The organism is Corynebacterium glutamicum ATCC 13032, from assembly GCF_000011325.1.
Lineage (GTDB): Bacteria > Actinomycetota > Actinomycetes > Mycobacteriales > Mycobacteriaceae > Corynebacterium > Corynebacterium glutamicum.
Genome location: NC_003450.3, coordinates 2,807,413 through 2,820,543 on the forward strand (window position 1 = coordinate 2,807,413; position 13,131 = coordinate 2,820,543).

General features: G+C 54.1%; 11 protein-coding genes. 3 read left to right on the top strand and 8 right to left on the bottom strand.

Annotated elements, in window-relative coordinates:
• Nucleotides 1–11: 11 nt before the first annotated feature.
• The 6 genes from rlmB to CGL_RS13200 all read right to left on the bottom strand — a co-directional run bounded on the left by rlmB (nucleotide 12) and on the right by CGL_RS13200 (nucleotide 7,833).
• Nucleotides 12–953 (bottom strand): 23S rRNA (guanosine(2251)-2'-O)-methyltransferase RlmB, encoded by a 942-nt coding sequence (gene rlmB, locus CGL_RS13175; RefSeq protein WP_003863034.1) that lies wholly within the window; start codon nucleotides 951–953, stop codon nucleotides 12–14.
• A 31-nt stretch (nucleotides 954–984) separates the two neighbouring features.
• Entirely contained in the window at nucleotides 985–2,367 is a 1,383-nt protein-coding gene (gene cysS, locus CGL_RS13180) for a cysteine--tRNA ligase (protein ID WP_011015271.1), read from the bottom strand.
• 42 nt (nucleotides 2,368–2,409) lie between these two features.
• On the bottom strand, nucleotides 2,410–4,395 hold the full coding sequence (locus CGL_RS13185) for a sucrose-specific PTS transporter subunit IIBC (protein WP_011015272.1): 1,986 nt from the start codon (nucleotides 4,393–4,395) through the stop codon (nucleotides 2,410–2,412).
• Between the two features lie 150 nt (nucleotides 4,396–4,545).
• Nucleotides 4,546–5,847 carry a sucrose-6-phosphate hydrolase gene (gene scrB / locus CGL_RS13190; protein WP_011015273.1) on the bottom strand — a complete coding sequence of 434 codons (1,302 nt, stop codon included), beginning with the start codon at nucleotides 5,845–5,847 and terminating at the stop codon, nucleotides 4,546–4,548.
• A gap of 17 nt (nucleotides 5,848–5,864) precedes the next feature.
• The gene (gene nagB / locus CGL_RS13195; protein WP_011015274.1) at nucleotides 5,865–6,626 is read right to left on the bottom strand and encodes a glucosamine-6-phosphate deaminase; all 762 of its coding nucleotides are present in this window, start codon (nucleotides 6,624–6,626) and stop codon (nucleotides 5,865–5,867) included.
• A 40-nt stretch (nucleotides 6,627–6,666) separates the two neighbouring features.
• The gene (locus CGL_RS13200; protein WP_011265984.1) at nucleotides 6,667–7,833 is read right to left on the bottom strand and encodes an N-acetylglucosamine-6-phosphate deacetylase; all 1,167 of its coding nucleotides are present in this window, start codon (nucleotides 7,831–7,833) and stop codon (nucleotides 6,667–6,669) included.
• Nucleotides 7,834–8,046: 213 nt separating this feature from the next.
• On the opposite strand from CGL_RS13200, the gene CGL_RS13205 reads away from it, so the two are divergent.
• Genes CGL_RS13205 through CGL_RS13215 form a run of 3 tightly spaced genes read left to right on the top strand, consistent with a single transcriptional unit; the run spans nucleotide 8,047 to nucleotide 10,650 of the window.
• Nucleotides 8,047–8,985, top strand: a complete 939-nt coding sequence (locus CGL_RS13205; protein ID WP_011015276.1) for a dihydrodipicolinate synthase family protein — start codon at nucleotides 8,047–8,049, stop codon at nucleotides 8,983–8,985.
• 12 nt (nucleotides 8,986–8,997) lie between these two features.
• Nucleotides 8,998–9,909 carry an ROK family protein gene (locus CGL_RS13210; protein ID WP_011015277.1) on the top strand — a complete coding sequence of 304 codons (912 nt, stop codon included), beginning with the start codon at nucleotides 8,998–9,000 and terminating at the stop codon, nucleotides 9,907–9,909.
• A 42-nt stretch (nucleotides 9,910–9,951) separates the two neighbouring features.
• Nucleotides 9,952–10,650, top strand: a complete 699-nt coding sequence (locus tag CGL_RS13215; RefSeq protein ID WP_011015278.1) for an N-acetylmannosamine-6-phosphate 2-epimerase — start codon at nucleotides 9,952–9,954, stop codon at nucleotides 10,648–10,650.
• A gap of 285 nt (nucleotides 10,651–10,935) precedes the next feature.
• Here the strand turns inward: CGL_RS13215 and CGL_RS13220 are convergent, their stop codons facing one another.
• Together CGL_RS13220 and CGL_RS13225 are read right to left on the bottom strand one after the other, a co-directional pair.
• Nucleotides 10,936–12,153, bottom strand: coding sequence for a sialidase family protein (locus tag CGL_RS13220; RefSeq protein ID WP_011015279.1), 1,218 nt, complete (start codon nucleotides 12,151–12,153; stop codon nucleotides 10,936–10,938).
• Entirely contained in the window at nucleotides 12,143–12,865 is a 723-nt protein-coding gene (locus tag CGL_RS13225; RefSeq protein WP_011015280.1) for a FadR/GntR family transcriptional regulator, read from the bottom strand. The genes CGL_RS13220 and CGL_RS13225 overlap by 11 nt, the downstream gene beginning before the upstream one ends.
• Between the last annotated feature and the right edge of the window lie 266 nt (nucleotides 12,866–13,131).

The window sequence follows — 13,131 nt, forward strand, 5'->3', positions numbered from 1 at the left end:
CAACCTCCGGCTTAACCCTTAATGCGACGCTGGCGCGAGAACTCCGACAGCACGACGCCGGCAGCAACCGAAGCGTTCAGCGATTCAACCCAGCCCTCGGTGGGTATGGACATGATGGTGTCGCAGTTTTCGCGAACGAGACGGGAAATTCCCTTGCCCTCAGAACCGACGACGATGACAACGTTGTCGGTGCCGTCGTAGGTGTCCAAAGTGTGGTCGCCGCCAGCGTCAAGGCCGACGACCTGGTAACCGTTTTGCTGGAATTCCTTCACGACACGAGTCATGTTGGTTTCCTTCGCCACTGGCACACGCGCTGCGGTACCAGCAGAAGTACGCCATGCAACAGCGGTCACAGATGCTGAACGACGCTCCGGAATGATGACACCGTTGCCGCCGAAAGCACCGACGGAACGAATCACAGCACCCAAGTTACGTGGGTCGGTGATGTTATCCAGAATCACGAACATGCCTGGCTTCTTAGAAGCCGCAGCATTGGCGATCAGATCATGAACATCTGCGTACTCGTAAGGAGGGATCGCCAGGCCGATGCCCTGGTGCATGCCGTTGCCGGTCATACGATCCAGCTCCAGCTTGTTAACCTCCAGCACTGGAAGATTTCGGCCAGCCGCAGTGTGCACTGCCTCGCTCAGACGCTCATCGTTCGCCGCACCCTCTGCAACATACAAAGCAGTCGCTGGAACGCGTGCATGCAGACATTCCAGCACTGGGTTACGGCCCACAACCAACTCTGGCATTTCACGCTGGTGGCGTCCACGATCACGACGATCACGCTCCACCTTGCGCTTGTGAGCTGCGTGATAGGTGCGATCCTCAGCTTTAGGGGTAGGCCCCTTACCTTTCAGACCGCGACGAACCTGTCCGCCACTGCCCTTGGTTGCACCTTTTTTATTGGTCTTGCGTAAGCCGCCTCGACGACTGTCATTTCCTGCCATGTTTAAATTATCTCCTTAAAAGTGTCTGTAATTACTGCAATTTCCATGTAGCGCCATCTGCGGTATCCACAACCTCAATACCAGCATCGGCAAGACGATCTCGAACCTCATCAGCAACCGCCCAATTCTTCTCAGCACGAGCAGTTGCACGACGCTCAAGCTCCGAAGAAATCAGCACATCAAGCGCCTTATCTGCCTTGCCATCAGCGCCTGCATCTGAACCCCATTCAACGGGGTCGAAGCCCAAAACGCCAGTCATCGCACGAACCGAGGAAGCAAGCTTCTCCGCTGCCTCACGATCACCCTTATCCAAGGCAGCATTGCCCTCGCGGACAGCGTTATGGATTTCAGCCAAAGCCTTAGGAACTGCAATATCCTCATCCATCGCAACTTCAAAACCTGGCGTCCACTCGCCTACCTCAACATCCCCCACACGCTCAAGGAAAGACTCAATGCGACGGTAACCCACCGCAGCTTCACTCAAAGCGCTCTCGGAATACTCAAGGACGGAACGGTAATGGGCAGACCCAAGGTAATAACGAAGCTCGACAGGACGAACCTGCTTTAGCATTTCCGGCACAGCCAAAACATTGCCCAAAGACTTGGACATTTTCTCGCCGGCCATTGTTACCCAGTGATTGTGCATCCAGTAGTTGGCAAATTTATCGCCAGCCGCATGTGCCTGGGCAATTTCATTTTCATGGTGTGGAAATTGCAGATCCAAACCACCACAGTGAATATCAAATTGCTCACCCAAATAGTAGGTGGCCATGGCAGAGCATTCCAAATGCCAACCCGGCCGGCCGTCTCCCCAAGGGGTTGGCCATGACGGCTCACCCGGTTTGGCAGCCTTCCACAGAGCAAAGTCCTGTGGCCCCCGCTTACCAAAGTTATCGGGCTCGCCCTGCTCCATATCTTCAACACGGTTTCCGGACAAAGAACCATAGTCAGATCCTTCAGCCTTGGACCACGCTGCGACATCAAAGTACACAGAGCCATCAACGGCGTAAGCAAAGCCGTTATCAATCAAGCGCTGCATGTACTTAATCATCTGAGTGACGTGGCCTGTTGCACGAGGCTCCGTTGATGGAGGAAGCACACCCAACGTGTTGTACGTCCAGGTGAATTCACGTTCATAGGTGGACACCCATTCCCACCAAGGGCGACCATTTTCAGATGCCTTGGTGAGAATCTTGTCATCGATATCAGTGACATTGCGAACAAATGCCACATCAAGTCCCTTAGCCATGAGCCAGCGGCGCAAAATATCAAACGCTACTGCTGAACGAACATGTCCAATGTGGGGTGAAGATTGCGGGGTGGCACCACACAGGTACACCGAGGCATGACCTGGTTGAACAGGTTTAAAATCTCGAAGCGTACGGGTACCGGTGTCAAAGATGCGTAGAGTCACGTCCCCTAGTCTAACCTGTGTGCGAACACTCAAGGTTTCAACTTATGGTGTTGCTGGCACCGCTTCTTTCTTTGCGACGTTGAGCAGGTTGGCTCCCGCTTCAATTTCGCCCAAACCGTAAGTGTTTACAGGTCCGGTTTTCTTGTAATTCGAAACAACAATCGGCGTGGTTACCTCATAACCTGCAGCCTTAATGGCATCAATATCGAATTCACACAGCAGCTCCCCTGCTTTGACTTCATCGCCCTGCTTCTTCAGCGGGTTAAAGTGCGTGCCGTTGAGGTTTACTGTGTCGAAACCAATGTGCATCAAGATATCCACATTGGAACCATCCTCAGCCTTGGTGCGAACTGCGAAAGCATGGCCAGATGGGAATGCCACCACAATCTTTCCACTCACCGGAGAAACTAACTGCCCCTTGGTTGGGACGATGGCAACGCCCGAGCCAAGCTTTCCGCTGGCAAACATGGCATCGCTGACGCTGCTCAGTGCAATAGCTTCACCGGTCAAAGGTGCCTGGATGATGGTGGAATCGTTTGAAAATTCTGCGGGTGCTTCTGCTTCGGCTTTGGTCGTTCCTGCAGGCACTGGAGCAGCGGTTGCATCTGGATCAATGCTGCCGTTGCGGCGAACCAAGTAAAGGCCATAAGCAATCGCTGCGCCGAATGCGATGAAGAAGGTAACAACTGCACACACCAAGAACATGACCATATCTGGAGCATCAATAGAAACAACACCCAAGAAACCTGCAGCGCCCAACGCAACTGCCTTGATATTAAAGAGTGCAATCAAAGCGCCACCGATAGCTGCGGTACCGATACCGATGAAGAACGGCCAGCGCAGGCGAAGGTTCACACCGAAGATCGCAGGCTCCGTAATACCAAGAACAGCGGAGACACCTGAAGCACCTGCAAGGCCCTTGAGCTTTTCACTCTTCGCCAGGAAGAACACTGCCAAACATGCCGCACCCTGGGCGATATTAGCCATAGATGCCGTTGCGAAGATGAAGGATCCACCCTGGTTAAACAGCTCCAGCTCAATTGGCGGGAAGGACTGGTGCAGACCAGTGATGACGATTGGTGAGTAGACCAGACCGAAGAGCAGACCGCCGACTGGACCACCGAAATCATAAAGTCCCTGTAGACCGTGTGCCAGCACATCGCCCACCCAGCGCATTGCTGGGCCAATGGCGATGAATGTAAGGAATCCGGTGAGCAGCAACGTCAGCACTGGAGTGATCAGGAAGTCTGCAGTGCCCTTGAGTCGCTTGTGCAGGAACTTCTCGATCGTTGCCAGAATCCAAGAAACCACCAGCACAGGAAGCACGGTGCCCTGGTAACCGGCTTGGGCAACATCTAAACCAAACAGGGACCACATTGGCATTTCGCCCGCAGCCATGGTGGCGGCCACGTCGTAGCCGTTCACCAAGCTCGGGAACACCATCGCCATACCAATACCGGCGCCCAGGAACTCATTGCCGCCGAAACGCTTGGTTGCGGTGAAACCAACCAACACTGGCAAGAACGCGAACGGCGCAGATGCCATGAGGTTGATCATCTCAGCAACACCGCTGATCTGAGGGAACATCTCCACCAGTGATTGCGGACCGAACAGATCCTGCGCAACCAACACATTGTTGATAGCCATGAGCAGACCGCCACCAACCAAGATTGGAATCAGCGGGACGAAAATGTCCGCCAATACCTTCACAGCACGGCTGAACCAGTTGGCGTTGTTAGCCACAACATCTTTGAGCTGCTCTGTGGACACAGCGATGTCTTTGGAGGTTGCGTCATCGAGTTCTTTGAAAACATGATCCACATCGCCTGGCCCGACGATGATCTGGAACATACCACCCGTTTCAAACGTGCCTTTCAGATCTGGATCATCATCCAGACTTTGGCGATCCACATCCTTGGTGTCTTTGAGCACGAGGCGTAAACGCGTTGCACAGTGTGCGGCGGCGACAATGTTGTCTTCGCCGCCAATGTCGCGCAGGATGCGTTGCGCGAGGTCCTTATGGTCCATGAATTTCTCCTTAACCGGGAAGAAGCAAAAATATTCAGACATGAATGTTTGTTCAAAAGCTAAACAACATTAAACCTGTTTATTTGTGTCCGATCAAGGGATTTTGCGAAGTATTTGTACAATTCGCCACAAAAGACCCTTTTTTATGACTTATCTCTCAATAGTGTCACCTTTGAAAGCCCGGAAAGCGAATGAAACCTGTCCATCACCTGCAGTTATCTCAATGGCTGTATTATCGTCCGCGATCACTAATTCGCCAGGTTTTACCTCAGCTACGCGACGATCACCACCACGATCCACAGACAAACGGACACCATCCCACTCGAGGGAAATATTGCCTCGGATGTCTACTCGGACAGGTTCAGAACCTAATACAGATCTGATTACCCCTGACTCCCCCTCTGGGAGAAGAAGCTCTTGATAGATCGCGTGGTTGCGCAAATGAAGCTTGCGGGGCACAGTCAGGCAGTGCACCCATCCTTCCCGTGCAACTGTTGGGTGATCATCCTGCGCGGGCAGCCCCATCCAGCCCACGAGCCAGGCATCAGAACCGTTTACTGCAACCTGCGGTGCGTAGAATTCATGGCCGAAATCCAGCTCGCTGAATCCTCGCAAGACGCGGAAGGTCGTTCCTTCAAGCTTGCCGACGACATATCCGCACTGGTCAGAGCTTGCGTAGTGAGTAACCTCATCGTGGATTCGGTCCAATCCTTGTGGACAGAAAATCAGCACGTCGAGATCTTCGCCAGTTTCTTCATCGCGAAGCGTAAAAAGGTTGGGGCATTCCCACATGTAGCCACCGGGAACGAGATCAGGAGCAGAACCAGGTTGTGCATCACTGAGGTCAAAGGTGATTTCACCGGAGAATTCCCAGTTTTCAAGATCTGTCGAGCGGTATAGAACCGCTGCACCGGTGAGGTTTTCGCGTTGGGCCCCAAGAACCATTTTCCAACCATCACCATCAGGGCTGATCATGGGATCGCGGTAATGGGGTGTGAAACCGCTGGCGGGTCCGTCGATAAGCGGATTTTTAGGCGAACGGCGATGAATGCCGCCCATCAGCCCAGTTGGGTCCTCGACTTCGACGAGGTTTTGGGTGGCGCGGCGCTTGCCGTCAATTTTTAGGTTGCCGGTGTAGAAAAGTTTAAGTGTGCCGTCAGTAAATACGGCTCCACCGGAATAGCATCCATCCAGGTCATAGGATGCATCCGGGTAAAGAGCGTCGGGCAGGTGCGTCCACTGCAATCGCTGCGGTCCGGTCAACGGCGTGGTGGTGTGAGCCCAGCCGGTGCGCTTTGGTGCGAAGGGGAAACCTGGATCGTGCTGGTAGTAGACGTGGAGGGTATCGCCATCGACGTACATTCCGTTGGGATCATTGAGCCTGCCCTGCGGAGGAGTCACATGGTACGCAGGGCGCAAACTGGAAAGTTCTGTGTGCATAGCCCCACACACTACTTTCCTTTTTGTTTCTAGCGCAGCTTTAATTGCTCCATGAGACGGTAGTGATCAGCGTTTTCCAGCTTGGATGCTGCTGCTTCATCAACGATGATGGTGGCATTGTTGTGCATCTGCAGGATGGAACCTGGGCACATGGCGGTCAGTGGGCCTTCCACAGTTCCGCGGATGGCGTCGGCTTTTCCTTCACCAGTTGCCACCAACACGATGTTTTGCGCGCGGGACAAAGTGCCCAAACCCTGGGTGAGGGCGTGGGTTGGGACCTCTTCGATGGTGTTGAAGAATCGAGCGTTGTCCTCCACAGTTTTAGGGTGCAGCGCCTGGACCTTTGTCAGTCCTGACAGAGAAGATGATGGCTCATTGAAAGCGATGTGGCCGTTTCCGCCGATGCCAAGGATTTGAACATCAACGGATTCTGCAGCGATCTTTGCCTCATACTCTGCAGCTGCTTCGTATGGATCAGGGTTTGCACCATCTGGGCTGTAGACCTCTTCATCAACGATGTCGATGTGGTCAGTGAACTCTTTACGAATGGTTTTGAAGTAGCTGTTTTCATCGTCGCGCGTTAATCCCACGTATTCATCCAACAAGAATGCCTTGCAGTTCTTGAATGACACTTCCCCAGCTTCATACATGCGAATGAGCTCTTGGTAGGTGCTCAAAGGTGACGATCCAGTTGCAAGCCCCAAGGTTCCGCCCTTAGTTGCGAAGGGTGCGATCAGGGCTGCCGCTGCTTTGCCGACTTCTTGCTCGTCTTTGCAGATGATGATGTCCATGGTCGGACTCCTTTTATTATCAGGAAAGTTTTGCTCGTATTTAAATTACTTGATGGTCTAAATGGACCTGTTGTAACTGGCCGTTTGAGTCAAAGACCACAAAATTTACAGGGTTGGATTTAACGATTTCGTGATCGCTAAGTCCGAGAATTTTGGCGGCGACGGTTGAGGTGTGGAGGGTCGCGTCGATAAGCGTCATACCCCTGCGCACGTGGTGCACGAACTGACTCGCTAGTGTGCTGGTACCCCCGGCGATGGCGCCGCCATCGCGCAGACGGGCGACGCCATCGGTGACGGTGACGTTCAAAACGCCCAAAATGTACTCACCGTCTGGCATTCCGGCGGCTTCCATGGCGTCCGTGATGAAAAAGGCGTTGTTGGAACGAGCTAGATCGACCGTTCCATCGGCCAAATGCACGCCGTCGGCGATCAACTCAACATATGCGTCCCCGGCACGTGCCGCAGCAAGCAAAGCGCCCACGCTGCCGGGATCCCTATGATGCAGCGGAGGCATCGCATTGAACAAATGCGTAGCCGTGACCGTCACATTTTTCTCTTTAGCCAAGGCAATTGCGCTGGTAGTGGTATCAAAATCTGCATCAGTGTGCCCGAAGGAAGCAATGATGTGGTGCGCTGCGCAGAGATCGAGAAGCTCAGTAAGATTGTCAGTTTCCGGCGCTACTGTGATCGATTTGATCCAACCTTTTCCCGCATGGATCACCTGGGCAAGATCTGTTGGGTTGCCGGGAAAAATAAAATCCGGGTTTTGAGCACCACAACGGCATGCGTTGATGAAAGGACCCTCGAGGTGAATGCCGCACAGCAGGCCCTCTTCACACAAGGGAATAAGGTTTTCCACCTGCGCTGCCAGTGCGTCAGCCGGCGCCGAAACCATGCTTGCCAACATCACGGTCGTGCCATGTTCGCGGTGATACTGCGCGGCATTCCTCGCCTGGTCCTGCGTTCCCGTAGGAAACGCGCCACCGTTTCCACCGTGATTATGAAGATCAATAAAACTGGGAACAATCGTGGGGAGTTCGGGGTGGAATCCTGCGTTTTTAGGTGCTGGTTCTCCAGAGAGTTCCGTGATGATGCCGTTTTCGAGTTGGAGAAAGCCATCAATCACCCCGTGGGGGGTAACAATTCTTCCTTCAATTTTTTTAACTGCTTGACCTGCATTTTCTTGATAATGCACCACTTCTGCCATCTTTCTGAGGTTATTTGCTTCCTTCCAGCAAGCATAGGACGTATGATGTCTTATGTCTACGGATTTAGGTTAATTATCTTCGGACTTGAGGCCTGCTGTTGCAGGTCTACTGAATTACCTCAGCCTTCCAAGCTGATGATGCATTACTTAAAAACTGCAGACACTTGAAAAACTTCTCACCCGCACTCGTTCCCTCAACCCACAAGGAGCACCATGGCTTCCGCAACTTTCACCGGCGTGATCCCACCCGTAATGACCCCACTCCACGCCGACGGCAGTGTGGATGTAGAAAGCCTCCGCAAGCTCGTTGACCACCTCATCAATGGTGGCGTCGACGGACTTTTCGCACTGGGCTCCTCAGGCGAAGCGGCATTCCTCACCCGCGCCCAGCGCAAACTCGCACTGACCACCATCATCGAGCACACCGCAGGCCGCGTTCCCGTAACTGCTGGTGTCATTGAAACCACCACTGCTCGCGTGATTGAGCTCGTGGAAGATGCCCTGGAGGCTGGTGCCGAAGGCCTCGTTGCCACTGCACCTTTCTACACCCGCACCCACGATGTGGAAATTGAAGAACACTTCCGCAAGATCCACGCCGCCGCTCCAGAGCTTCCACTGTTTGCCTACAACATCCCAGTGTCGGTGCACTCCAACCTCAACCCAGTCATGCTTTTGACGCTGGCCAAGGATGGCGTTCTTGCAGGCACCAAGGATTCCAGTGGCAATGATGGCGCAATCCGCTCACTGATCGAAGCTCGTGATGATGCTGGACTCACTGAGCAGTTCAAGATCCTCACCGGCAGCGAAACCACCGTTGATTTCGCCTACCTTGCGGGTGCCGATGGAGTTGTCCCAGGCCTGGGCAATGTTGATCCTGCAGCATACGCAGCTTTAGCAAAACTCTGCCTCGATGGAAAGTGGGCAGAAGCTGCTGCTTTGCAGAAGCGCATCAACCACCTCTTCCACATCGTCTTCGTGGGAGACACCTCCCATATGTCCGGATCCAGCGCTGGTTTGGGCGGTTTCAAGACAGCACTCGCACACCTTGGCATTATTGAATCCAATGCGATGGCAGTTCCTCACCAGAGCCTCAGCGACGAAGAAACTGCTCGCATTCACGCCATTGTTGATGAATTCCTGTACACCGCTTAAGGCCCACACCTCATGACTGATCCCACTTGCACCCTTGCCCTTGATATTGGTGCCACAAAGATTGCCTACGCACTAGTCCCCGATAACACCCCGACGACAACATTGTCCACGGGACGCTTGGGAACAAAAGAAGGCGACAGCCCTATCGAGCAGATCCGGCTGGTTCTTCTGGCAGGCTTAAAAGCTGCCGAGGAACACGGTCTCAGTGTCGCCCGCATCGGCATGGGCGCTCCTGGTGTAATTCTGGGACCAGAGGGAACCATCGTGTACAACGGTGAAACCCTCACAGAGTGGGCAGGCACTGACCTGCGAGGATTATCCCGAGAAGTCCTCAACGTTCCATTCGCGGCACACAATGATGTCCGCGTATGGGCCTACGGTGAGCACCACTTAGGCACCGGCAAAGACCTCACCGGCAGGGTACTCTACGTGTCCCTCGGCACTGGAGTCGGCGGAGCAATCATCGAAGACGGAATCATGATGAGTAGCCCCACTGGAACTGCGGGAGAATTCGCAGAAGTTGTGTGCTCTGACCATGCAGGATTAGCCGTTCGGTGCGAAAATGTAGCAAGTGGCACCGGCCTAACCAGGTACTACAACGAGGCCGCCGCAACTCAACTTGACCTTCCCGCCATCATGGAGCGCTTCCACCAAGGTGACGGCCTGGCACAGCAAATCATTACTGGAAATCTCCGAGGCTTTGGCCAAGCGCTAGGCGCATTAGTCACAGTGCTGGACCTTTCCGCAGTAGTAGTTGGAGGCGGAGTCGCAGGCATCGGCGCACCCGTCATGGATCCCATCACCGCAGGGATTTTCGATCGAGTGTTAACCCCCAACAAATCCGTACAAGTTTTAAGCACGTCCCTTGGTGCCCAAGCAGCCGTCATCGCAGCAGCAAAATATGCCCGCGATAACGCCTTTTAAGCACCTAAAACGCTGTTCTCAACACAGGAGTTTCCTTAAATAATGGACTTAAATACTCAACGCTCAAAGCTCTACGCACAGCTTCAAGGCCAGCTCATTGTTTCCGTGCAAGCTCCCGACGGCCATGCCATGCGAGATACCCATACGCTCACCCATGTGGCCGCAGCCTGTGTCGATGGCGGTGCTCCTGCCATTCGCTGTGGCGGTTACGGCGGTTTGGAAGATATCCGTTCAATCTCCAACCGTGTCGACGTTCCCGTTTTCGGACTCACCAAAGAAGGCTCCGAAGGAGTTTACATCACCCCAACCAGGGATTCCGTTCGAGCAGTGGCAGAATCCGGCGCCACTGTAGTCTGCGCGGATGCAACTTTCCGACCTAGGCCTGACGGCTCCACCTTTGCAGAGCTGGTCACTGTTGCCCACGATTCCGGAATTCTCATCATGGCGGACTGCGCAACTCCCGAAGAAGTTCTCAGTGCGCATAAGGCTGGCGCGGATTTTGTGTCCACCACGCTTGCTGGATACACCGAACACCGCGAGAAAACAGTCGGTCCAGATTTCGATTGCCTCCGCGAAGCACGTGAGTTAGTTCCCGATGCGTTCCTCATTGGCGAAGGTCGCTTCTCCAACCCTGCGGATGTGGCGCACGGTCGTCTCATTGGTGCCAACGCGATCATCGTGGGCACCGCAATCACTGACCCTGGTTTCATCACTGGACAGTTCGCGTCACTGTTGCACTAGCACTTAGTCCAGCGCTGCACGGATCCACCACAAATCGCTCTGATCAGCGGTTTTGTGGTGGATTTTTGCGTCTCATCTGCCTAAAAGCGCTAGGATCCACCACAGATTCCAAGATTCCTCAGGGATGTGGTGGATCCTTGCCCTGCTAACCCCCAGTAACCACACAGGAATCACACCAGCCTCAGTAGCCCCAAAAACAACAGTGCCAGAATCGCTTCTAAGAGCCCAACGACCCCAAAACCTACCCAGCACCCATCCCGCAATTAAAGGACCGCAAATCGGCCTCTACAGCCCCACTCCAAAATCCTGTTTAACTTCCCCCAACGAGCGACCATCATAAGGAACCGTGACGCCGTAAGCCACTTCTCCACCCTTGCGGATATCAAAAACCAATTCATCCCCAATTTCCAGGGTCTGTCGCGCGGGCTTGCCTCGAGTGCGGATTTTTTGGGTGCTCGCGTCTGGATTGGACACAATTTTGAATACACCTTCACCCCATTGCGATGCGTCAGGCAGTGCGACTTCGATGCCGTCATGGTCATCGTTGATCACCACATGGCGGAGGGATATGGCATCGGAAATGGGCTCATCGATCCGCAGCGAAATATCATTTACGCTGATCACCGTGCATTTTATCGCGCGCGTTCCCTCTGCTTCCCACACCACGGCAACATCTCCGTTGGGCATTTCCGCAGCGGTTGAATAGGCGGCTTCTTCGCGCTCGATGGTGATGCGATGCGCCCAGGTCGCTCCTTCGTCGCTGGATAAATCAACCACCAAGTGGCGTCGCAGATCAGGGTCCGCCAGGTGCGTTGCGGCGAGCATTCCAGCCGCTTTCCAGTAGAACACGTGGCCGTTGCAGCCGGGGTCGATTAGTTCAGGCACAGGCTCCAGCGGAGTGAATGTCTCCCCGAAATCATCGGACACACTGCTCAGACGGTGTCCCACCCCCCTGGAATGCAGCACAATCCGACCGCTCGGCAGCTGCGTCATCGCGGATTCGTTACCGCCGGCAATATCGGTGATGTGGCCATCGCTGCGCAGAATCCGAAGCGAAATCTCGCGCCCGCGCCGCACCACAAAACTCTGAATCCACCGCCCATCCGCCAGGACAAGTCCCGTCCCCGACGAGGCGAACGCGGCATCAACATCCGCAAAATAGTGGGCCATGCTTATCGACGTCCACCCACTCACATCCCGGCGCGCCAGCCGGGGTTCAAGGTCGGTGGGATCCTCAAAAAATCCTGCGAGGTTGGACAATCCGTGGAAGCACAGATCGCCCGTGACAAGGCAGACATCGCCCACACCGCGGTGTTCAGTTTCGACGATTGCTGGTTCTGGGGTGGTCCAGGTGATGCCGTCTGAGGATCGCGCTGACACCACGTCGATGGGTGCGGGGAGGTCGTCAACACTGAGGCGGGCGTCGAAAAGCGTTAAAAGACCCTGATCCCAGACCAGCGCGGGAATGCGGTACAACCCGCGCGCAATGAGGCTAGTGCGCATCGAGCATGTTGGAAATCATGCGGCGAAACGGCGCGTAGTGAGCGAGCACGGCGCTGCGATAATCGTCGATGTTGCCGCTGGAGAGCGCTTCGACGATGTCGCTGTGAGCTTTGATGGTTTCGTCGATGTCTGCGGGCATAGCCAGATTGAGCATGGGCTGCGCCTCGGTTTGGATCTGCCAAAACGCATCGTTGAGCTCTCTAATCAGCGGGTTTTTCGTTCGCGCTAGGAGTGCTCGGTGGAATTTTTGATCCTCCACCACAAAGGATTCGCCCTGATCGTTGTGCTCGCGCATCTTGTCCACCAGATCAAGGAGTAGCTCGCGGTCATCGTCGGTGAACACCTCGATCAGCTCTTCGCCAAGTGAAAGGTCAAGGATTTCGCGGGTATCCACCACGTAGAAAAGGTTTTCCACCGAGGTGTCATTGTCCAACACCGTGCGGAACACCATCCCGTTGATCAGGGGCTCGAGGGACATCCTGGACACGAAAGTGCCGTAGCCGTGGCGAACCTCGACGATGTCCAAGGTCACGAGCGCGCGGATCGCCTCCCTGATCGCAGAACGGGAACAACCCAATTCCTCACATAAGAACGCTTCGGAAGGAAGAAGGTCTCCCGTACGCAGCCGGTTGTCCCGAATGTATTTTTTAATGTCGCGCACTGCTTCTTGAGTAGTGGACCTTGATCGCGAAGTCTTTTTGGAGCTTTCCATTGTGTTCACTTCCTAATCTGGAGATGGTTCTGATCATATCGACTGTCGTTTCCATCAGACCCCATCCGTCTTATCTGAAGTGCTTTCAGATGTTCTACCTGCAAGTTTCTAGACGGCACCCCACTGTAGGGGTAAGTAAATGTGCATTTTCTGAAATGATTTCAAAAAATTTATTCCTAAACGTCTGATGTCTGATGTATATTGACACTACAGCAATTCAATGACACCGCTCACAATTTCTTTTAATGAGCATAGCGTCACAATTC